Origin of the sequence: Nocardia sp. FBN12 (assembly GCF_050320175.1) — a bacterium.
GTDB lineage: Bacteria > Actinomycetota > Actinomycetes > Mycobacteriales > Mycobacteriaceae > Nocardia.
In genome coordinates, this window is record NZ_CP190048.1 from 5,344,273 (window position 1) to 5,364,733 (window position 20,461).

The 20,461-nt window shown below is 67.9% G+C and carries 20 protein-coding genes; 14 read left to right on the forward strand and 6 right to left on the reverse strand.

Annotation, left to right across the window (positions count from 1 at the left end; genetic code table 11):
• Positions 1-125 precede the first annotated feature (125 nt).
• Genes ACQHI0_RS25110 through ACQHI0_RS25120 form a run of 3 tightly spaced genes read left to right on the forward strand, consistent with a single transcriptional unit; the run spans position 126 to position 2,327 of the window.
• Entirely contained in the window at positions 126-1,403 is a 1,278-nt protein-coding gene (locus ACQHI0_RS25110) for a geranylgeranyl reductase family protein (RefSeq protein ID WP_427904259.1), read from the forward strand.
• A gap of 36 nt (positions 1,404-1,439) precedes the next feature.
• Complete coding sequence (locus tag ACQHI0_RS25115; RefSeq protein ID WP_427904260.1) at positions 1,440-1,901, forward strand: helix-turn-helix transcriptional regulator; 462 nt, start codon at positions 1,440-1,442, stop codon at positions 1,899-1,901.
• 9 nt (positions 1,902-1,910) lie between these two features.
• A complete protein-coding gene (locus tag ACQHI0_RS25120) occupies positions 1,911-2,327 on the forward strand; it encodes a VOC family protein (RefSeq protein WP_427904261.1) in 417 nt (138 codons plus the stop codon).
• A gap of 43 nt (positions 2,328-2,370) precedes the next feature.
• On the opposite strand, the gene ACQHI0_RS25125 is transcribed toward ACQHI0_RS25120, so the two are convergent.
• On the reverse strand, positions 2,371-2,868 hold the full coding sequence (locus ACQHI0_RS25125; RefSeq protein WP_427904262.1) for a DUF2505 domain-containing protein: 498 nt from the start codon (positions 2,866-2,868) through the stop codon (positions 2,371-2,373).
• 103 nt (positions 2,869-2,971) lie between these two features.
• Between ACQHI0_RS25125 and ACQHI0_RS25130 the strand changes: the two genes are divergently transcribed.
• From ACQHI0_RS25130 to ACQHI0_RS25145, 4 genes are all read left to right on the forward strand, one after another.
• Positions 2,972-3,412 carry a DUF3592 domain-containing protein gene (locus ACQHI0_RS25130; RefSeq protein ID WP_427909288.1) on the forward strand — a complete coding sequence of 147 codons (441 nt, stop codon included), beginning with the start codon at positions 2,972-2,974 and terminating at the stop codon, positions 3,410-3,412.
• A gap of 72 nt (positions 3,413-3,484) precedes the next feature.
• On the forward strand, positions 3,485-4,627 hold the full coding sequence (locus tag ACQHI0_RS25135) for a glycosyltransferase family 4 protein (protein WP_427904263.1): 1,143 nt from the start codon (positions 3,485-3,487) through the stop codon (positions 4,625-4,627).
• Between the two features lie 51 nt (positions 4,628-4,678).
• On the forward strand, positions 4,679-5,392 hold the full coding sequence (locus ACQHI0_RS25140; RefSeq protein ID WP_266293685.1) for a demethylmenaquinone methyltransferase: 714 nt from the start codon (positions 4,679-4,681) through the stop codon (positions 5,390-5,392).
• A 198-nt stretch (positions 5,393-5,590) separates the two neighbouring features.
• Entirely contained in the window at positions 5,591-9,913 is a 4,323-nt protein-coding gene (locus ACQHI0_RS25145; protein WP_427904264.1) for a molybdopterin-dependent oxidoreductase, read from the forward strand.
• Positions 9,914-9,925: 12 nt separating this feature from the next.
• On the opposite strand, the gene ACQHI0_RS25150 is transcribed toward ACQHI0_RS25145, so the two are convergent.
• Complete coding sequence (locus ACQHI0_RS25150) at positions 9,926-10,969, reverse strand: aldo/keto reductase (RefSeq protein WP_427904265.1); 1,044 nt, start codon at positions 10,967-10,969, stop codon at positions 9,926-9,928.
• Positions 10,970-11,051: 82 nt separating this feature from the next.
• Here ACQHI0_RS25150 and ACQHI0_RS25155 point away from each other — a divergent pair, with 82 nt between their 5' ends.
• Entirely contained in the window at positions 11,052-11,684 is a 633-nt protein-coding gene (locus ACQHI0_RS25155; protein WP_427904266.1) for a TetR/AcrR family transcriptional regulator C-terminal ligand-binding domain-containing protein, read from the forward strand.
• A gap of 28 nt (positions 11,685-11,712) precedes the next feature.
• Here ACQHI0_RS25155 and ACQHI0_RS25160 read toward each other — a convergent pair whose 3' ends face one another.
• On the reverse strand, positions 11,713-12,303 hold the full coding sequence (locus ACQHI0_RS25160; RefSeq protein WP_427904267.1) for a TIGR03086 family metal-binding protein: 591 nt from the start codon (positions 12,301-12,303) through the stop codon (positions 11,713-11,715).
• 181 nt (positions 12,304-12,484) lie between these two features.
• On the opposite strand from ACQHI0_RS25160, the gene ACQHI0_RS25165 reads away from it, so the two are divergent.
• Entirely contained in the window at positions 12,485-12,739 is a 255-nt protein-coding gene (locus ACQHI0_RS25165; protein ID WP_427904268.1) for a hypothetical protein, read from the forward strand.
• 27 nt (positions 12,740-12,766) lie between these two features.
• On the opposite strand, the gene menD is transcribed toward ACQHI0_RS25165, so the two are convergent.
• From menD to ACQHI0_RS25180, 3 genes are all read right to left on the reverse strand, one after another.
• Entirely contained in the window at positions 12,767-14,398 is a 1,632-nt protein-coding gene (gene menD / locus ACQHI0_RS25170) for a 2-succinyl-5-enolpyruvyl-6-hydroxy-3-cyclohexene-1-carboxylic-acid synthase (protein ID WP_427904269.1), read from the reverse strand.
• Between the two features lie 259 nt (positions 14,399-14,657).
• Entirely contained in the window at positions 14,658-14,915 is a 258-nt protein-coding gene (locus tag ACQHI0_RS25175) for a hypothetical protein (protein WP_427904270.1), read from the reverse strand.
• A 364-nt stretch (positions 14,916-15,279) separates the two neighbouring features.
• Entirely contained in the window at positions 15,280-15,726 is a 447-nt protein-coding gene (locus ACQHI0_RS25180) for a DUF6918 family protein (RefSeq protein ID WP_427904271.1), read from the reverse strand.
• Positions 15,727-15,867: 141 nt separating this feature from the next.
• Between ACQHI0_RS25180 and ACQHI0_RS25185 the strand changes: the two genes are divergently transcribed.
• The 5 genes from ACQHI0_RS25185 (at position 15,868) to ACQHI0_RS25205 (ending at position 20,443) form a co-directional block, all read left to right on the forward strand.
• Positions 15,868-16,761 carry a 1,4-dihydroxy-2-naphthoyl-CoA synthase gene (locus ACQHI0_RS25185; protein ID WP_427904272.1) on the forward strand — a complete coding sequence of 298 codons (894 nt, stop codon included), beginning with the start codon at positions 15,868-15,870 and terminating at the stop codon, positions 16,759-16,761.
• 13 nt (positions 16,762-16,774) lie between these two features.
• On the forward strand, positions 16,775-17,167 hold the full coding sequence (locus ACQHI0_RS25190) for a VOC family protein (protein WP_427904273.1): 393 nt from the start codon (positions 16,775-16,777) through the stop codon (positions 17,165-17,167).
• A 276-nt stretch (positions 17,168-17,443) separates the two neighbouring features.
• Positions 17,444-18,568, forward strand: a complete 1,125-nt coding sequence (gene menE / locus ACQHI0_RS25195; RefSeq protein ID WP_427909289.1) for an o-succinylbenzoate--CoA ligase — start codon at positions 17,444-17,446, stop codon at positions 18,566-18,568.
• A 67-nt stretch (positions 18,569-18,635) separates the two neighbouring features.
• Complete coding sequence (locus ACQHI0_RS25200; RefSeq protein WP_427904274.1) at positions 18,636-19,622, forward strand: ATP-binding cassette domain-containing protein; 987 nt, start codon at positions 18,636-18,638, stop codon at positions 19,620-19,622.
• On the forward strand, positions 19,619-20,443 hold the full coding sequence (locus ACQHI0_RS25205) for an ABC transporter permease (RefSeq protein ID WP_427904275.1): 825 nt from the start codon (positions 19,619-19,621) through the stop codon (positions 20,441-20,443). The genes ACQHI0_RS25200 and ACQHI0_RS25205 overlap by 4 nt, the downstream gene beginning before the upstream one ends.
• Positions 20,444-20,461: the final 18 nt, after the last annotated feature.

Genomic DNA, 20,461 nt, shown 5'->3' on the forward strand with positions numbered 1-20,461 from the left:
TCCGACCCCGACGGGTAGCAACCTAGCGTGTCCCGGCACTATGGCCGATGAACCCCGTCACACAGTGACTATTCCCGGTGTACCCGACACTCTCGCACAGCGGCCGACAGTGCCAGTATTGAGCCATGGGTTCACCGGATCTCACCCCTGCCGACCGTGCTCCGCTGCCTGCCGCCGTCGAGGTACTGGTGGTGGGGGCAGGGCCCGCCGGTTCCGCGTCGGCGGCGTGGGCCGCGCGCGCCGGACGCGATGTGCTGCTGCTCGATTCGGCGGTTTTCCCGCGCGACAAGACCTGCGGCGACGGGCTGACGCCGCGCGCCACCGCCGAGCTGGAGCATCTGGGTCTGGGCGAGTGGTTGCGCGCGCACACGGTGAACCACGGCCTGCGGATGGCGGGTTTCGGCAGGGAATCGCTGCTGCCGTGGCCGGGCGGGTCGTTCCCTACCTACGGAAGTGCCGTTCCACGAACCGAACTCGACGACAAGCTGCGCGAGACCGCGATCAAGTCCGGTGCGCGGATGGTCGACGGCGCGAAGGTCACCGAGGTGCTGCGCGAGGGCGAGCGGGTCACCGGGGTGACGGTGCGCATCGGCGAGCACACCCACACGGTGCGCTGCCGGGTGTTGGTGGTGGCCGACGGCGTGCGCTCCCCCATCGGAAAGCAGTTGGGCCGCACCTGGCATCGCCGCTACGCCTACGGTACGGCGGCGCGCGCCTACATCAAGTCCGGCCGTAGCGACGACCAGTGGATTTCCTCGCACCTGGAACTGCGCAACGCCGCCGACGAGCTCGTCCCCGGTTACGGCTGGATCTTCCCGCTCGGCAACGGTGAGGTGAACATCGGCGTCGGCTCGCTGGCCACCGAGGCGCGGCCCTCGCACGTCGCGCTCAAGCCGCTGCTCGAGCACTACACCCGGCTGCGCCGCGAGGAATGGGAACTCGAGGGCGAACTGCGCGCGGTGGCCTCGGCGCTGCTGCCGATGGGCGGCGCGGTCTCGAACGTGGCGGGCCCGAACTGGGTGCTGGTCGGGGACGCCGCGGGCTGCGTGAACCCGTTGAACGGCGAAGGCATCGACTACGGGCTGGAAGGCGGGCACATGCTCGCGGACCTGCTCGACGAGCCCGATCTGACCCGGGTGTGGCCGCAACTGCTGCGCGACCACTACGGCCGCACCTTCTCGGTGGCGCGCAGGCTCGCGGGCCTGGCCACCCAGCCGAGGATGGTCCCGCTCGGTGGGCCGCCGGTGATGCGCTCGAAGTATCTGCAGCGCACGGCGGTTCGCGTCATGGGCAATCTGGTGACCGACGAGGACCTCGACCTCACGGCCCGCGCCTGGCGCGCGGCGGGACGAGCTTCGCTGCGCGCGGACGAACTCCCGCCCTTCTCCTCCGTCTCCCCGTGACTGCAGCCAGGTCGCGTCGGCGGACAGCGTGAAGCGATGAGCGCGACAGGTCGTCGTCCGGTGCTGGCACTGCTGCCGCATCTGCGTAAGGCCCGTGACCTGGTCGATCGGCAGTATGCCGACCCGCTCGACCTCGACGCACTCGCCCGTGCCGCGGGTGTTTCCAAGTACCACTTCCTGCGCGCGTTCGCCGCGGTGTACGGGCGCACGCCGGCTGTGTATCTGGCCGAGCGCCGGATCGAGCGGGCGCAGGATCTGTTGCGGTCGACCAATCTGACCGTCACCGAGGTGTGCATGCTGGTCGGGTATTCGAGCCTCGGCTCGTTCAGCGCCAAGTTCCGGCAGCTCGTCGGGGTGACACCAAGCGAGTATCAGGCGAAATTCGCCGACGGGGCGCCGCATATTCCGGGCTGCTACGTCTTTATGCACGGGCTGTCCGACCGTGTCCGCCACGACACCGCAATTTCGGAGAAGCCGGATGGCACCGGGCGGCCATAGCCTGCAACCATGACACCGATTACGAACGTTTCCCTGGTCACCGTGTACGTCACCGATCAGGATGCCGCCAAGCAGTGGTACATCGACAAGCTCGGATTCGTCGAGACCGCGGACGTGAGCATGGGCGACAACGGGTTCCGGTGGGTCAGCATCGCCCACCCCGATCACCGCGAGCTCGAGGTCACCCTGATGATTCCGGGGCCGCCGCTCACCGACGACCTCGCCGACGCGATCCGGCGGGCGCTGGCCGACGGCACCCACGGCGCCCTCGGGCTGCGCACCGCCGACTGCCAGAAGACCTACGAGGAACTCACCGCGAAGGGGGTCGAGTTCATCCAGCCGCCGTCCGAACGTCCTTACGGCACCGAGGCGATCATTCGCGACAACTCGGGCAACTGGCTGGTGCTGGTCGAGAACCGCGGCTGACGCGCGGGTGCCGCTCCGTGAAGCGGCACCCGTCGCTGCCGGCTCAGAGCTTGGCGAACCAGTTCTCGATGAACTTGCGTTCGCTGTTGAGGACGCGCTGGTGCAACTGTTCGGCCAGCGGCTCGATGGCGCCGCCGACCAGCGGAACCTTCACCTTGACCGTGCCGACGACCTCGATCTCGCTGCCCTCGGCGGTGGGGCGCAGTTCATAGGTGCCCGACATCTCGGTGGTGATACCGCTGGTGTTGCCGGTGAAGCTGCCCTTGGCGATCTCGCCTGCCAGTGGCTGCCAGTTGTCGGTGCGGACCAGGACCAGATCGCTCTTGAGCACCTTGCGGACGAGCGCGGGAACCTTGTCCTTACCTGGGGTTTCGGTCATCTGGATGGTAATCGAGCCGGGGCCGTCGGGATGGGAGAGTTCGATGGTCGCGGTCTCGGCGCCGGCGAAACGCGCCTGCCAGACCGCGTCATCGACAAGTGCCCGGTGAAGCTCTTCGACCGGGACGGTGTAGGGCACGGTGAAGCTGAATTTGCGGGACATGACGGGAATGGTAGGCGGATTCGTCGCCCCGGGCTGCGGCAGGCTGATCGGCCGAGAACCCGCGGCACCCGCCGCCGAAAATACAGCCGGTACTGTGTGGCGGGTGTCGGAAACCAGCCTGTCGGAGCGGCGGAGCAAGCGCCTGCGGCGGGTTCGGGCGTGGGTGGTCGGGGCGGCGACCGTGGTCAGTGTGCTGATGGTGTTGCTGGTACTCGCGGCCTGGCGCAACGATTTCGAGATCGAGCGGCATCGTGGCGTCACCTCCGGCGAGGTTCTTTCCGCGGGTCGTTTGCGCTCGGCGGTGATCTACGTGACGCCCGACAGCGTGACCCACAATCCGAAGGTCGGCATCCTGTATCCGACGAATCTGACCGCTGGTCAGCGGATCAACGTGGAGTACAGCACACGTGATCCCGACCTGGTCCGGGTGGCGGGGCGCGACGCCCGGGTGGCGATCGTCCCGGCGGCCTCGGTGATCGTCGTGGCCTGGGCGCTGGCCCTGCCGGTGCTGTGGATCGTGCGCCGCAAGCAGCGCGAGCTGTAACTTCGTTTGCTGTTCGTCCCGGCTTCACGTCGGTGTGGGTGTGGCGCGCGGTGTGGCGGTCACCCTGAGAGTGTGCGCGTAGCCATCGTCTCGGAGTCTTTCCTGCCGAACATGAACGGCGTCGTCAACTCCGTGCTGCGGGTGTTGGACCACCTGGACCAGCACGGTCACGACGCGATGATCGTGGCGCCCGATTCTCTGCGCGGCGCCCCACCCGCACCGCGTTTCCACGGCCGCTTCCCGGTGCACCGAGTGCCCGCGATGATGGTGCCGAAGGTGAGTTCGCTGCCCGTGGGTCTGCCGCAACCGGGGATAACCGCCGCCATCGCCGCTTTCGATCCCGATGTGGTGCATCTGGCTTCGCCGTTCCTGCTCGGTGCGGGTGGGCTCGCCGCGGCGACGCGATTGGATCTGCCGACGGTCGCGGTGTATCAGACCGATGTGGCCGGGTTCGCCAAGAGCTATGGGCTCGGGTTGGCCGCACGGGCCGCTTGGGCGTGGACGCGCCGGATCCACGAGGGCGCTACCCGCACGCTGGCACCGTCGTCGGCAGCCGCGCACGACCTGGCCGAACACGGGATTCCCCGGGTGCACCGTTGGGGGCGCGGCGTGGACATCGCCCGGTTCAACCCGGCCGCGCGCAGTGCCGAGTTGCGGGCGAGCTGGCTGGGGTCCAGCGACCGGCTCGTCGTCGGGTTCGTGGGCAGGCTCGCACCGGAAAAGCACGTGGAGCGCCTGGCCGCGCTGGCCGGCGACCCGTCGATCCAGCTCGTCGTGGTGGGCGACGGGCCGGAACGGGCCCGGCTGCGCAGGCTGATGCCGGACGCGGTGTTCACGGGCGAGCTGGGTGGCAGCGAGCTGGCGACGCACTACGCCAGCCTGGACGTGATGGTGCACCCCGGCGAGCACGAGACCTTCTGTCAGGGCGTGCAGGAAGCGCTGTCCTCGGGTGTGCCGGTGATCGGACCCGACGCGGGAGGGCCACGGGATCTGATCTCGCATTGCCGCAACGGGTATCTGCTGCCGGTCGACCGGTTCGCGGAGTTGCTGCCGAGCGCGGTGTCGGCCCTGCGTGACGCGGGGCAGCGCGGCTTGTTCGCGACGGCGGCACGCAAGTCGGTACTGCACCGCACCTGGCCCGCGATCTGCACCGAGCTGATGGGCCACTATGCCGACGTCACCGGGATGCGCGAGCGATTGCCGCGCACGGCCTGAGTGGCGAATCCCACCCGCGCTATCGCGGCGAAAGAACTCTAAGCTCGGTTCGTGGCGACAACAGAGCAGCGAGAACCGATTCGGGCTTCGCTGGACAAGCAACCCCACGAGGTCGCGTCGATGTTCGACGGTGTGGCGAAGCGCTACGACCTCACCAATACGGTCATCTCCGGTGGCCAGGATCGGTACTGGCGGTGGGCGACGCGACGTGCTCTCGGGCTGCGTCCCGGCGAACGGGTCCTCGACCTCGCCGCGGGTACCGGCGTCTCGACCGTGGAACTCGGCAAGTCCGGTGCCTGGTGCGTCGCGGCCGACTTCTCGCAGGGCATGCTGGCGGCAGGCCGGTTCCGGCAGGTGCCGATGGTGGCGGGCGATGCGATGGCGCTGCCGTTCGCCGACGATTCGTTCGACGCGGTGACCATCTCGTTCGGGCTGCGCAATGTCGCCGATATCGATGTGGCACTGCGCGAGATGCTGCGGGTGACCAAGCCCGGCGGCCGGGTGGTGGTCTGTGAGTTCTCCACGCCGGTGTTCGGGCCGTTCCGCACCGTGTACATGGAGTACCTGATGAAGGCGCTGCCGCGAGTAGCGCAAGCGGTGAGCTCGAACCCGGACGCGTACGTGTACCTGGCCGAGTCGATCCGTGCCTGGCCGAACCAGCGCAGGCTCGCCCGCCGGATCGCGGACGCCGGCTGGGACTCGGTGCAGTGGCGTGACCTCACCGGTGGTGTGGTGGCTCTGCACCGCGGCTACAAATTGGGCTGAAACACCGCTGCCGGCCGGCGTGAGTCCGGTCACCCCGGCCCGACCGCGAATGCGTGCCCGCAGCCCTGAATGCGCCCTGATCAGGGGCGATATTCGGGCCGTACCCTCACCGTCGAAATTTTGACGTGTGAGGTCGATTGTCACCTGGACATAACGTTCGGTAAATCGAGCGCAACGACCAATGCGGATGATCGAGTCATGACAGGGGAAGCGGACGGCCGCGGCACGGACACTGTGCGTACACAGTGCTCGTACTGTGGCGTCGGCTGCGGCATAAACGTCCAGACAAAGACTGATCAGTCTGGTGCGCGGGTGATCGCGAAGGTCAGCGGCGACAAGCTGCATCCGGCGAACGCGGGCAGGCTGTGCACCAAGGGCGCCACCCACGCGGAGATGATGGCCGCACCCGGCCGGATGGACACCGCCTACCGGCGCCCCGAACGCGGTCAGGTCCCGGTTCCGCTGCCGGTCGACGAGGCCGTGCACGAGACCGCCAGCCGCCTGCGCGCGATCCTCGACGAGCACGGCCCCGACGCGATCGCCGTCTACGTCTCCGGGCAGATGTCGCTGGAAGCCCAGTACCTGGCCACCAAACTGGCCAAGGGCTACCTGCGGACCAAACACATCGAAGCCAACTCGCGCCTGTGCATGGCCAGCGCGGGCACCGGCTACAAACAGTCGCTCGGCGCGGACGGCCCGCCCGGCTCCTATGACGACTTCGAACACGCCGACCTGTTCCTGGTCAGCGGCGCGAACATGGCCGACTGTCACCCGATCCTGTACCTGCGCATGGCCGAGCGGCTCAAGGCAGGCGCCAAGCTGATCGTGGTCGACCCACGCCGCACCGATACCGCCGCCCGCGCCGACCTGTTCCTGCAGATCGCACCGGGAACCGACCTCGCCCTGCTCAACGGGCTGCTGCACCTGCTGGTAGCCGACGGTGCGATCGACACCGGGTTCATCGCCGAGCACACCGAGGGCTGGGACGCGATGCCCGAGTTCCTCGCCGACTATCCGCCGGCCCGCGTCGCCGAACTGACCGGCCTGGCCGAGACCGATATCCGCACCGCGGCCACGATGATCGCCGAGGCGGGCGAGTGGATGTCGCTGTGGACGATGGGACTCAATCAGTCGACGCACGGGACCTGGAACACCAACGCCCTGGTGAACCTGCACCTGGCGACCGGCACCATCTGCCGACCGGGCAGTGGGCCCTTCTCGCTCACCGGCCAGCCCAACGCCATGGGCGGTCGCGAAATGGGCTACATGGGCCCCGGCCTGCCCGGGCAGCGCAGCCTGCTCTCCCCCGCCGACCGCACCTTCGTCGAAACGGCCTGGGACCTGCCCGAGGGCACCCTGCGCACCGAGGCGGGGCCGGGCACCATCGACATGTTCCGCGGACTGGCCGACGGCGAGATCAAGGCCGCGTGGATCATCTGCACCAATCCCGTTGCCACGGTTGCCAATCGCAAGACCGTGATCGCCGGCCTCGAGGCGGCCGAGTTCGTCGTCGTGCAGGACGCCTACGCCGAGACCGCGACCAATGCGTACGCCGATCTGTTGCTGCCCGCCGCGCTGTGGGCCGAAACCGATGCGGTGATGGTGAATTCGGAGCGAAACGTCACCCTGCTCCAACAGTCGGTCGACCCGATCGGCGACGCGCGGCCGGACTGGCTGCTGGTCGCCCAGGTTGCCACCGCCATGGGCTTCTCCGGCTTCGAATTCGGCTCCAGTGCTGAGGTTTTCGCCGAGTTGCGGCAGTTCACCAATCCGGCCACCGGCTACGACCTGAGCGGCATGAGCTACGAGCGCCTGGCGGACGGCCCGATGCAGTGGCCGTGCAACGACGCCGACACACCCCGCAACCCGATCCGCTACCTCAACGACGGCACGCACCAGCCGCTGCACGTGGCAGCCGACGGCACGACGCCGCGCCTCGCGTTCGCCACGCCGAGCAGGCGCGCGATGTTCTTCCCCCGACCGCATCTGCCCGCCGCCGAACTGCCCGACGACGACTACCCGTTCCTGCTCAATACCGGTCGGCTGCAACATCAGTGGCACACGATGACGAAGACGGGCAAGGTCGCCAAGCTGACGAAGCTGACCGGCGAGCCGTTCGTCGAAGTGCATCCCACCGATGCCGAACGGCTCGATCTGAAGCCGGGCGATCAGCTCGAGATCGCGTCGCGCCGTGGCCGTGCTGTGTTGCCGGTGCGGATCAGCGACCGGGTGCGACCTGGTGATTGTTTTGCTCCTTTCCACTGGAATGACGAACAGGGCGAATATCTGACGATCAACGCGGTTACCAATGACGCGGTGGATCCGGCCTCGTTGCAGCCGGAATTCAAGGCCTGCGCGGTGGCGCTGCGCCGGGTCGGCCCGGCGGCTGTCGCCGAGCAAGCGCCCTCGCAACCCGCACAGCTGCCCGCGCAACCGGCCGCGCACCCGCTGGCCGGGATACTCGGCCTCGACGCCGGCACCTCACCTACGCTCAGCGAAACCGAGCGCATCTATCTCGGCGGCTACCTCGCCGCATTACAGACCCTGCCGGTGACCGGGCAGCCCGTGCTGCCGGTGAGCGCACCGCTGTCGACACAGTCGCGACTGTGGGTCGACGGCCTGCTGGCAGGCATGTACTCCCGCAATGTCGGCGCCGGCGCCGAATCCACCGACATCCCCGCCCCCCAGCCCGTCACCGTGCTGTGGGCCTCCCAGACCGGCAACGCCGAGGAACTGGCCGCCACCATCGCGGCCCGGCTCGCGGAAGCAGGCCTCACACCCTCGTTGCTCGATATGGATTCGTGCGAGCTGACCTCGATCGCCGGTGACGTACTCATCGTGACCAGCACCTTCGGTGACGGCGGGCCGCCGGACAACGGTGCCGACTTCTGGACCAGGCTCGAAGACAGCATCATTCGCCTCAACGGTGTTCGCTACGCGGTGTTCGCGCTCGGTGACTCCTCCTACGACGACTTCTGCGGCCACGGCCGCAAGCTCGACACCCTGTTCGCCGAACGTGGTGCGAAGCGGCTGCTACCACGAGTGGACAGCGAACCCGATTTCGCCGACACCGCCGATCAGTGGCTCGATGATGTCCTCGCCGCGATCACCAGCGGATCCCCCGCCGGCAGCACCACCCCGGGTGGTGCACAAGGTCGCGATGGCTCGCCGGGCGGCGCTGCGCTGGGCCGCATGACGTCGCCGGACGGTGCTCGACACGGTCGCGACGGTGTGCCGACGGGCGCTTCGAGCAGCTTCTTCCCCGATGGTGTCGATAGTGTTGCCCCGCACACGAATTCGGAGCACCCGATGCCATCGCCCGTCGGCCGCGGCGGTGCCACCGTGCTCGACCGGCAACTCGCACCGGCCACTTCCCGAGCGAAACGCGCCACCGCCGCGCCGTTCACCCGCCAGTCCCCGGTCCGCGCCACCCTGATGCGCAACGAGATTCTCAGCGCACCCGGCTCACCGAAAGAGGTGCGGCGCTTCGGTTTCGACCTCCACGATCTCGATGCCGGCTACGAAGTGGGCGATTCGCTGGGCGTGCTGCCCGCCAATTGCCCCGACCTGGTCGCCGAATGGCTCGCCTGCACGGGCCTCGACGGCAGGCGGATGATCGAAGTCGACGACCGCGAACTCACGCTCACCGATGCACTGCGCACGCACTACGACATCACCAAGGTGAGTCAGGATCTGCTCGGCTTCATCGGCGAGCGCAACCCGCACCCGCAGCTGGCCAAGCTGCTGCGCCGCGACAACCGTAATGAACTCGCCTCCTACCTGTGGGACCGCCAGGCCGTCGATGTGCTGCGCGACTTCCCGGTGCGCACCGATCTCGTCGACTGGCTAGGTGCACTGAAAAAGCTGCAGCCACGCCAATATTCGATCTCCTCGAGCCCGTTGACCACCCCGGACGAGGTGCAGTTGACCGTCGGCGTCGTCCGCTACGGCGACCCGGTGGGTACCTCGTCGCGTCGAGGTGGCGTGTGTTCGACGTTCCTGGCCGACCGTGGCACCACCGAAGTGCCGATCTTTCTGCAGCGGGCACCGCATTTCCGTCCGCCGCTTGACCCGAATGCCCCGATGATCATGGTGGGACCGGGCACGGGTATCGCTCCTTTCCGCGGGTTCCTGCACGAGCGGCGGGCCATCGGCGCGACCGGCCGCAACTGGTTGTTCTTCGGCGACCAGCACGCCGCCCAGAACTTCTACTACCGCGCCGAGCTCGAGGACATGTTCCGTTCCGGCTTCCTCACCCGCCTCGACCTGGCCTTCTCCCGCGATCAGCGCGAGCGGGTCTATGTCCAGCACCGGATGATCGAGCACGGCGCCGAGCTGTGGTCGTGGCTGCGCGACGGCGGTCACTTCTACGTCTGCGGTGACGCCGCCCGGATGGCGAAGGATGTCGACGACACCCTGCTACGCATCGCCCAGATCCACGGAAAGCTGGACGAGGCAGGCGCGCTGGCCTTCAAGAAGCAACTCGTTGCCGAGAAGCGATACGTGCGCGACGTGTACTGAGACCGAGCCTGATCAGGCCGCGCGGATCGCCGGCGGGTTGAGCCGGGCGAAGTCGGCCAGCCGGTGATACGGGTAGTAGGGGTACGGCGGCGTGGTCACGCTCGCGGCGTCGAGGGCGGCCAGATGCTCGGGCTCGAGCTGCCAACCGACAGCACCGAGATTCTGGCGTAACTGCTCCTCGTTGCGCGCACCGATCAACACGGTGGCCACCGTGGGCCGGGTGAGCAGCCAGTTCAGGGAGATCTGCGGGACGCTGCGTCCTGTTTCGGCAGCGATCCGATCCAGCACATCGACAATGTCGTAGAGGCGTTCGTCGTCGACGGGCGGGCCTGCCTGCGCGGTCTCGTGCAGTCGGCTGCCTTCCGGAAGCGGCTGTCCGCGACGGACTTTGCCGGTGAGCCTGCCCCAGCCGAGCGGGCTCCAGATGATGGACCCGACACCCTGGTCGGCACCGAGCGGCATCAGTTCCCATTCGTAGTCGCGACCGACCAGCGAGTAGTAGACCTGATGCGCCACCGGCTTTTCCAGGCCGAGCGCCTCGGCGGTGGCGAGCGTTTTCATCAGCTCCCAGCCGGCGAAGTTGGAGACGCCGAGGTAGCGGATCTTGCCAGCCCGCACGAGATCATTCAGGGCCGTGAGGGTTTCGCCCAAGGGAGTGCCCGCATCGAAGGCGTGCAACTGGAACAGGTCGAGGTAGTCGGTGCCGAGGCGGCGCAGTGAGGCGTCGACGGCGCGGATCAGCCTCGCGCGGCCCGATCCCGCTTCCTGCGCGCCGGGGCCGGTGGGCAGGGCCGATTTGGTCGACAGCAGTACCTGGTCGCGCCTGCCCTTGATCGCCGCGCCGAGCACTTCCTCCGACGCACCGTCGGAGTAGACATCGGCCGTATCGAACAGGGTGACACCGGCCTCCAGGCTGATGTCGATCAAGCGCCTGGCCTGCGCGGCATCGGTATCGCCCCACGCGCTGAACAGCGCGCCGCGGCCGCCGAAAGTGCCTGCGCCGAAGCCGAGTGCCGGAACGAGAAGACCAGATGCGCCGAGCCGCCGGTATTCCATGAGAGCTCCTAAAGGGTCTATAGTTTCGTTAACACGACCGACAGTACACCCGATCCGCGCTAAATGAAACAGGAGTTCCGTTATGGATCACGATATCGCCTGGCCTGGATCTGTTCGCCCTGGTGGGCGCACTGCCAGGGTGCGCGAATCCGTACTCGAAGTGGCAGGCGATCTGCTGGCCGACCGCGGCTTCGCGCATCTGGACCTGACCGAGGTCGCCACCGGCGCCGGGGTCGGCAAGACCACCGTCTACCGCCGTTGGCGCACGCCCGCCGGCTTGGTCGCCGATCTGCTCGTCGACATGGCCGAGCAGTCGCTGCCCCGCGCCGATACCGGCTCGCTACTCGACGACCTGACGGCCAACGCCAGACTGGTCGCGAAGACCCTTGCCGACGGCCGCCAGAGCAACCTCTTCCGCGCCGTCATCGCCGCCGCCACCTGCGACGATGCCACAGCCGCCGCGCTGCATACGTTCTACGACACCCGGCTCAACGAGTGGGCGCCGTGCGTCGAGGAGGCCGTCATCCGCGGCGAGGCACCGGTCGGCACCGACCCACGCGCCGTTCTCTCCGCCGTCTCCGCGCCGCTCTACTACCGATTACTGGCCAGCGGCGATCCCATCGACGACGACATCGCCGACCGATCGGCCAGAGCCGCCGCCATCGCCACCGCCGCGGGGACATTCGTCATCGCCGCCGACGGCCACGGCGACTGAACGCGAGGCGAGACTGCCGCGCGGGATGCTACGCGACGGTGGCCGAACGCCAGGCCGGGTCGCGGCCGGTGAGGGCGAGCAGGCGGTCGAGCGCGGGTGCGTCGGCCGGGACCTCGACGACCGGACCGAACAGGCCGGGCGTGCCGGCCGGATCGGTTTCGCGCAGGAATTCGTGCAGGATCACCAGGTCCGCCGGTACCACGGTCAACTGCTGACCGGTCGCGGCAGCGAGATCCCACGCGTGAATGACGATCTCGTCGAGCGCGACGATCGCCATGACAGCGGCAGGCAGTTCGACGCCACCGGCCTCGGTGTCGCCGTCCCACGCCTCGGCCACGCGCCACACCGACGTCAGCGTCTCGAGCTGCGCGGCGATGCGGGTGCGCCAGTCGTCGGGAAGTGGGCTGTCGGAACCGCTGGGCGGCGGGGTCGAGTGACCGACCGACTCCTTGGTCGCGGCCTGCCGGAAAGCCTCGGTCAGCCCGACCACATGGGCGAGCAGATCACGCACCGTGGACTCGGCACACGGCGTCGGGTCGGCGAGCTGATCGTCGGAGATGCCGTCGACGACCGCGGCAAGCGACCGGGCGGCGGGGTCGAAATCGAACTGCGGTTCCATGAGCGCTCCTCATCGGTGACTGCGCGGCTGCACTCATGAAGACGACCCCATCGCCGGAAAGTCATCGGTGCGGGTTGCCGCGCGCACCGGATCGGCGCACGCTGGACAGCGCAGGACCCGATCAGCGCACATCACGTCCGAGGCTCACACGATCGAGCAGGCCGACGAACGAGGAGCACCGATGATCGACTACGAACCCACTCGCCCATTGGACGAGGTCCCCGAGGCCGATCGCGTCGAGCAGGAGCAGTCCGCCTTCCGCGACGACGACCCCGACGATCCGGCCTACATCGACGCTGCCGACTACACCGACGAGATGGCCGCGCGAGTCACCCGCGATGCCGACTCCGCGAATCCGGCCGACGTCATCGAACAAACCATCCCCGTGCCCTTCGACGAGGGTGCCGACGAATTCACCGTCGCCGAGGAGGGGTAGCAGGCCCGAGCGAAGGCGGAGGTACGCCTAACCGGCGATCTTCGCCCGCAGGCCCGCGTGGAGTTCACGCAGGCTGGAACGCTCGGTCGCGACCTCGAGCACCCGCAGCCCGTGCGCGTCGCCGGTCAGTTCCACGGCCAGTTCGGCGGGGTCGACCTGGCGGTGCGGGATGCGGTAGGCAGCGCACAGCGCGGCCAGATCCATGCCGTGCGGTGTGCCGAACACCCGCTCGAACACGCCCGCGTACTGCGGATCGCCCTGTTCGAGCAGCTCGAAGATGCCACCGCCGTCGTCATTGGCGACGACGATCGTGAGGTTGTCCGGACGCGGTTCGCCGCGCCCGATCAACAGCCCGGCCGCATCGTGCAGAAAGGTCAGGTCGCCCATCAGCGCCACGGTGCGGCCCGGATGCGCGAGGGCGGCACCGACCGCACCGGACACCGTGCCATCGATACCGGCCACACCACGGTTGGACAGCACCCGGATACCCGGCCGCGGATTCGAGACCAGCGCGGCATCGCGCACCGGATTCGACGCGCCGAGCAGCAGTTGATCGCCTTCGCGCAGCGCGTCCATCACCACAGCCGCCACATGCAGGCCGGTCGCCTTGGGATGCACGGCCAGCTCGGCGCGCACCACCGATTCGGCCTGCTGATTCAGTTCCGAGCACCGCGCCAGCCACGCGGGATCAGGCGCGCCGGTGGTCACCGCCCGAGTGCCGGTGCCGACGACATTGCCGGAGACGTCGGGCCAGCGCGGACCGGTGGTGAGCGCGAAGACGGTGACATCCGGATCGGCGAGCACGCGCGAGACCTGCCGGTGCAGGGTCGGACGGCCGGTGATGATCGCCTGGGTCGGCTTCAGCAGCGACAGCGTCAGCGGGTGCAGGGCGGGTCCGTGCATCGGCGCGGTCGGCTCGGCCACCGTTGGCAGCGCGGCGAGTTCGGGCAGCAGGCGCGCGCCGTGGCCGGAGATGACGACGGTATCGGGCGTCAGATCGATGTCGAGGGGAACGTCGAGAGTGGCGTATTGGGTTGCCGTCCATGGCCGTTCACCTTCGCGACCGACAGGCAGCGGATCGTCGGAAAGCTCGGGGACCAGCGGCTCACGCAGTGGAATGTCGAATTGCACGGGACCGGCGTTGCCGGAACGGGTTCCGCGCGCGGCGGCGAGCACGCGGCATACCGACGAACGCCACACACTGTTCTGCCGCGGATAGGCCGCCTCCCCCGCCTCGGCTTCGGCCAGCCCGAGGCTGATCGTGGCACGCACCTGCGAACCGAACAGTCCGAGTTGTTCCACCGTCTGGTTGGCGCCGGTACCGAGCATCTCGTAAGGCCGGTTCGCGCTGACGACGATCAGCGGCACCCGCGCGTAATTGGCCTCCAGCACCGCCGGACCCAGGTTCGCCACCGCGGTGCCGGAGGTCATCACGACCGGAACCGGTCGCCCCGACGACACCGCGAGGCCGATCGCGAGGAACCCCGCGGTGCGCTCGTCGACACGCATGTGCAGCCGGAGTTCCCCTGCCGCGTCGGCCGCCTGCAGCGCGAAGGCCAGTGGCGCGTTGCGCGATCCGGGGCACAGCACCACCTCGCGGACGCCGCCGCGGACGAGCTCGTCGACGACCACTCGTGCCTGCGCAGTAGACGGATTCACAATCACAGCCTGTCAGACCGGCGCGCGCCCGTCTGCCCCCGGCCCGCGTTGCCTGCGTCACCGAGTGGGGCAGCACACTCCAACAACCATTGCGCGCACGGCCGAACGCAGCGAACGGCAATAGTCGATATAACTACATCGCCGATATTCATCGAATCGCAAAGAGAACAACTGGAGAAAGAAATCCGGCGGCGAGCCATTGGCCCGCCGCCGAAATTTCTGCCAACCCGGTAAATGGCTGGTCGAACGAATATTCAGCTCACTCCGCGGGCGCGGTGAGATCGGTGATGCCCGTGATGGATTCGATGATGTTGAGCACGGCCGAGGTCGCGCTGTCGACCGCGGCGCTGCCCGACTCGAGCACGCCCGAACCGGCGGACGAGCCGGTCAGGACGTCGGCCGAGCCCGAGGAGGCGTCGGCGGAACCGGTGTCGGCGCTCGCGACGGCGGGACCGAAGAACATGACGGCGGCGGCAGCGGCAGCACCGGTGGCGGCGAGGGTCTTGCGAGAGATCATGTGAGCAAACTTCCTTTCGACCTGTGCAATGCAGTCATTCGAAGCAATTCACGTTCCGAATCGCTTGATTGGCAACGTAACCGATAAGGCAGGGTACTTGTCAATCGCGAATGCGCCCGGCGCGCATTTGTCGAATTCGTGGAAACCCGCAATTATCCTGGCGTTCACCGGGGCGGTAATATTTGTCACACAGGCCATCCCGGAATTTACCGCCGACCGGGAATCGGTGTGTCCGCCGCCACCACATACCCAGTTGACGTGAGCGTCGTCACCCGCGGACGCGAAAGGCCGGTGCGGTTCGGTTGACCCGAACTGCACCGGCCTCTCTGCAACGATCGCGGCGAGGGCTACCTCGCCATACTGCTCAGCCCGCGTGCTTCTGCACCAGATCGCCCACGCGCGGCAGTGCCTCGATGACGTGCTTCTTGGCCGAACCACGCATCGACGAGTACACCTTCTTCAGCGCGGGCCGGGTGGACGACTCGGCGCGAGCGTCGGTGACGGCCAGCAGCGATTCGGCGACCTCGTCGGACTTCGCCGCCAGCAGATCGGCGAAGGTGCCGGTGCCGGTGGTGGTGAATTCGGCCCAGTACGGCTGGAGCTGATCGAGCAGTTTCGGCGCCAGCGACGCGAGGCCGTCGGGAACGATGGTCGGGCTGATCTTCTTGACAGCCGCGTAGCCACCCTTCACGGCCAGGCCGGACGCACCACCTTTGTCCGAGACCTCGGCGTCGAGCACCTCGACGGCGTCAGCAAGGAAAGCCGGACGCTTGGCGTCGTCGAGCAGGGATTCAGACAGTGCTGCAACCACTTTCAGGTTCCTCCGGATCGGTTCGATGTACGAGCAGGCGCAACTATACGCATCGGGTGCTCAGAGTATGCGGCGACCGCTCGAGCTGCGGTGTTACGACCATGTACCGCGCTGTCGGACCATAGGGCAATAATCGTGTTCGTGACTTTCGATCCGAAGCTGTGGCAGACCGTCCCCGGGTTCGAGGACCTGACCGATATCACCTATCACCGGCACCTCGAGCAGGGCACGGTGCGGGTGGCGTTCGACCGGCCGGAGGTGCGCAACGCGTTCCGCCCGCACACCGTCGACGAGCTCTACCGCGCGCTCGATCACGCGCGGATGACTCCCGACGTTGGCGCGGTGCTGCTCACCGGCAACGGCCCGAGTGAGAAAGACGGTGGCTGGGCGTTCTGCTCCGGTGGCGACCAGCGCATCCGCGGGCGTAACGGCTACCAGTACGCCGATGGCGAGACCGCCGACACGGTCGACGCGGCACGCGCGGGCCGGCTGCACATCCTGGAAGTACAGCGGCTGATCCGCTTCATGCCCAAGGTGGTGATCGCGCTGGTCAACGGTTGGGCGGCCGGTGGCGGGCACAGCCTGCACGTGGTCTGCGATCTGACGCTCGCCTCGCGCGAGCACGCGAAGTTCAAGCAGACCGATGCCGACGTCGGCTCGTTCGACGGTGGTTACGGCAGCGCGTATCTGGCGAAGATGGTCGGCCAGAAATTCGCTCGCGAGATCTTCTTCCTCGGCAGGCCCTACACGGCCGAGGAGATGCATCAGATGGGTGCGGTGAACAAGGTCGTCGACCATGACGAGCTGGAGAACGTCGCGCTCGAGTGGACCGCCGATATCAACGGCAAATCGCCGCAGGCGCAGCGCATGCTGAAGTACGCGTTCAACCTGCTCGACGATGGTCTGGTCGGTCAGCAGCTGTTCGCGGGCGAGGCGACCCGCCTGGCGTACATGACCGACGAGGCGGTCGAGGGCCGAGACTCGTTCCTGGAGAAGCGCAAGCCCGATTGGACGCCTTACCCCTGGTACTTCTGAGAACGGACACCCCATGGAGATTCTCAACAGCCGGATCATCGTGCGTCCCAGCGATTATGGGCGCACGCTGGCGTTCTACCGCGACGGCCTCGGCTTGGCGATCGCGCGGGAGTACCCGGGCGGCACGGTGTTCTACGCCGGTCAGTCGCTGCTCGAGGTCGCGGCGCACGGTGGCAGCGGGCAGTCCGGCAGCTTCGACGGCGCGATCTGGTTGCAGGTGCGCGATGTCGAGGATGCCGCGGCGGAGTTGGCGCTGAAGGGGATTGCGATCGAACGCCCACCGGTGCTCGAACCGTGGGGTCTGTGGGAGATGTGGGTGCGCGACCCGGACGGGGTCGCGATCGTGCTGGTACAGGTTCCTGCCGAACATCCGATCCGGCGGGATCCGCGCTGGTCGGCGGAGTGAGAGGGCAGCGAAGGCGGTCGAGCCGAGTTGCCGATGACGGCTCGGCCGAGCACGATAGCTGCGAGCAAGCGCCCGACCGACGTCGTCCGGACCGCAGCGCGTGTGGTGTCCATCTACTGAATCGCAGTCGCTATGTCTGGCTTTCCCGACCCGTTTCCCGGCAAACCGACCCGTTGGCCGGGTCTTGTCGCTCGCATGACACGATCGAAGCCGTGAGGGCGCGCGGCAAGCTGTTTCCGGAGGTGTGGGGTGAGTAAGACCCTGCGGACGCTGCAGATGCCTACCGGTTCCGGGGTCAGCGAAGTGATGCCCCACCTGCGGCAAGCCCTCGATGGCAGTGGTCCGGCGTGGCTGCCGATCCCGACCACCGATCGCCGGGAGGCGCGCAGACTCTCCGATGCGCTCAAGCCGGGCGATCCGATCGATGACGATGTCGCGCTGGTCGTGACGACCTCGGGCACGACCGGTATCCCGAAGGGGGCGTTGCTCGGCGCCGAAGCGCTGCGGGCCAGCGGCAATGCCACCCACGATCGGCTCGGCGGGCCCGGCAGCTGGCTGCTCGCCCTGCCGACCCATCACATCGCGGGGATCCAGGTGTTGCTGCGCAGCATCCTGGCCGGGACCGAGCCGACCGTGCTCGATGTGTCGGGTGGGTTCCTGCCCGAGGCGCTGGCCGGTGCCGTTGGGGCGATGCGCGGGCCGCGCCGCTATACCGCGCTGGTGCCGACACAGCTGATCAAGTCGCTGGATTCACCGGTGGCGTCCAAGGCGCTGGCCGAACTCGACGGTGTGCTCGTCGGCGGTGCCGCCACGCCCGTGCCGGTCCTGGAGCGGGCGCAGGACGCGGGTATCACCGTGGTGCGCACGTACGGGATGAGTGAGACCTGCGGTGGGTGCGTCTACGACGGCGTGCCGCTCGACGGCACCGAGGTGCGGATCGAGGACGGTCGCGTCATCCTCGGCGGGGCGATGATCGCGCGCGGTTACCGCAATCTGCCCGATCATCCGGCCTTCGCCGAGCCCGGCTGGTTCCGGACCGAGGACGCGGGTTCGTTCGAAGACGGTGTGCTCTCGATTTCGGGGCGGCTCGACGAGGCGATCATGACCGGCGGATTGCTGGTGATTCCGCAGGTGGTGGAGGCTGTGCTGGCCAATCATCCCGGTATCCGCGAGTGCATCGTGCTCGGTCTGCCCGATGAGCGGCTGGGTCAGCGGGTCGCGGTCGCGATCGTGCCCGCACCCGGTGCGGCGCCGACGCTGGACGAGTTGCGTGCGCATGTGGTGGCCGAGCTCGACTCGATCGCCGCACCGCGTGAACTGGCCGTCCTGTCCGAGATCCCACTCCGCGGCCCCGGCAAACCCGACCGCACGGCCTTGCGCAAACTCCTTCTGGCCGAATAGCCACGCAAGAGGTCGCCGACAGCGCCGTGCAAGGGGCGTGCAAGTCGGAGTGGGCACGGTGGTGCTCATGACTTACACACCCACTTCATCCCTCGCCGTCGAGGCGGACGGGCTGGTCAAGGTGTTCGGCAAGCAGCGCGCGGTCGACGGGGTGAGCCTGGCGGTGCCGCGCGGTGCCGTGTACGGCGTACTCGGACCGAACGGCGCCGGCAAGACCACGACCATCAAGATGCTGGCGACCCTGCTCCGCCCCGACGGCGGTAGCGCCCGGATCTTCGGCCGCGACGTGGTGGCCGAACCGAACGCGGTGCGCTCACTCATCGGTGTCACCGGCCAGTACGCCTCGGTCGACGAGATGCTCAGCGCCACCGAGAACCTGATCATCTTCGGCAGGCTGCTCGGCCTGAGCAGGCCCGATGCCCGTCGCAAGGCCGTCGAACTGCTCGAGGAGTTCGACCTCACCGAGGCCGCGAACAAACCGCTGAAGAACTTCTCCGGCGGCATGCGCAGGCGCCTCGACCTCGCCGCCAGCCTCATCTCCACTCCGCCGCTGCTGTTCCTCGACGAGCCCACCACCGGCCTCGATCCGCGCACCCGCGCCCAGATGTGGGACACCATCCGCAGGCTGGTCCGCGAGGGCGCGACGGTGCTGCTCACCACCCAGTACCTCGACGAGGCCGACCAGCTGGCCGACCGGATCGCGGTGATCGACCGCGGCAAGGTGATCGCCGACGGCACCGCCGACCAGCTCAAAGCGTCCATCGGCGGATCCTCGGTGCACCTGACCCTGGTCGACCCCGAACAACTCGACGAGGCCCGCCGCATCGTCGGCGACTTCCTCGGCGTGAGCGCGCAGATCAGCCCCGAAGCGGGCAGGCTCACGGCGCCGCTGCCCGACCCGAATCTCACCGCCGACCTGCTGATCCGGTTGCGCGACTGGGAGGTCGGGGTCGAGGAGATCACCGTCAGCAAGCCGACGCTGGACGAAGTCTTTCTCACCATCACCGGCCACCCGGCCGACGAATCCGACGACACCGAACGGAGCGCGGCATGACCGCTGTACTCACCGCTCCCGCGACAACCGGCGATCTGCCCCAGGCCAGCGACCGAATCAGCCTGCGCGACACGATCTCCACCTCGTTCACGATGGCCTATCGCGGCTTGCTCAAGATCAAACACAACCCCGAACAACTCTTCGACGTGACGGTGCAGCCGATTCTGTTCACCGCACTGTTCACCTACATCTTCGGCGGCGCGATCTCGGGCAGCGTGTCCGGTTATCTGCCGGTGCTGATCCCGGGCATCCTCGTGCAAACCGTGGTGCTGACCTCCGTCGTCACCGGCACGCAGTTGCGTGAGGACATGGACAAGGGCGTCTTCGACCGCTTCAAATCCCTACCCATCGCGCGGGTTTCGGCGCTGGCGGGCGCGCTGCTGGCGGATATGGTCCGCTACGGCATCGCCTCGACGCTGACCGTGCTGGTCGGGCTGGCGCTGGGCTACCGGCCCGGCGGCGGGCTGGTCGGCGTGGTCGCGGCCTGCCTGGTGGTCGTGGTGTGCTCGTTCGCGGTGAGCTGGATCTGGGCGCTGGTCGGCGTCACCGGCAAGAGCGCCGCGTCGGTGCAGGGTATCTCGATGATGGTGATGTTCCCGCTGACGTTCATGTCCGGCGCGTTCGCTCCGGTGAGCACCATGCCCGGCTGGATGCAGGGGCTCAACCACGTCAACCCGGTGTACTACATGGTCAACACCTGCCGAGAACTGATGAACAGCAACAGTTACGGCGCCGACCTCGTCTGGTCGCTGGTCGGTTCGCTCGTGGTGATCGCGATATTCGCGCCACTGGCGGTGCGGGCCTACATGCGCCGCGCCTGAAATCCCGCAACGGCATCC

Bases quoted from the DNA above. Each gene is read 5' to 3' on its own strand.
- ACQHI0_RS25110 (WP_427904259.1), top strand. From the start codon at position 126: ATGGGTTCACCGGATCTCACCCCTGCCGACCGTGCTCCGCTGCCTGCC.
- ACQHI0_RS25115 (WP_427904260.1), top strand. From the start codon at position 1,440: ATGAGCGCGACAGGTCGTCGTCCGGTGCTGGCACTGCTGCCGCATCTG.
- ACQHI0_RS25120 (WP_427904261.1), top strand. From the start codon at position 1,911: ATGACACCGATTACGAACGTTTCCCTGGTCACCGTGTACGTCACCGAT.
- ACQHI0_RS25125 (WP_427904262.1), bottom strand. From the start codon at position 2,868: ATGTCCCGCAAATTCAGCTTCACCGTGCCCTACACCGTCCCGGTCGAA.
- ACQHI0_RS25145 (WP_427904264.1), top strand. From the start codon at position 5,591: ATGACAGGGGAAGCGGACGGCCGCGGCACGGACACTGTGCGTACACAG.
- ACQHI0_RS25150 (WP_427904265.1), bottom strand. From the start codon at position 10,969: ATGGAATACCGGCGGCTCGGCGCATCTGGTCTTCTCGTTCCGGCACTC.
- ACQHI0_RS25155 (WP_427904266.1), top strand. From the start codon at position 11,052: ATGGATCACGATATCGCCTGGCCTGGATCTGTTCGCCCTGGTGGGCGC.
- ACQHI0_RS25160 (WP_427904267.1), bottom strand. From the start codon at position 12,303: ATGGAACCGCAGTTCGATTTCGACCCCGCCGCCCGGTCGCTTGCCGCG.
- ACQHI0_RS25165 (WP_427904268.1), top strand. From the start codon at position 12,485: ATGATCGACTACGAACCCACTCGCCCATTGGACGAGGTCCCCGAGGCC.
- ACQHI0_RS25175 (WP_427904270.1), bottom strand. From the start codon at position 14,915: ATGATCTCTCGCAAGACCCTCGCCGCCACCGGTGCTGCCGCTGCCGCC.
- ACQHI0_RS25190 (WP_427904273.1), top strand. From the start codon at position 16,775: ATGGAGATTCTCAACAGCCGGATCATCGTGCGTCCCAGCGATTATGGG.
- menE (WP_427909289.1), top strand. From the start codon at position 17,444: ATGCCTACCGGTTCCGGGGTCAGCGAAGTGATGCCCCACCTGCGGCAA.
- ACQHI0_RS25200 (WP_427904274.1), top strand. From the start codon at position 18,636: ATGACTTACACACCCACTTCATCCCTCGCCGTCGAGGCGGACGGGCTG.
- ACQHI0_RS25205 (WP_427904275.1), top strand. From the start codon at position 19,619: ATGACCGCTGTACTCACCGCTCCCGCGACAACCGGCGATCTGCCCCAG.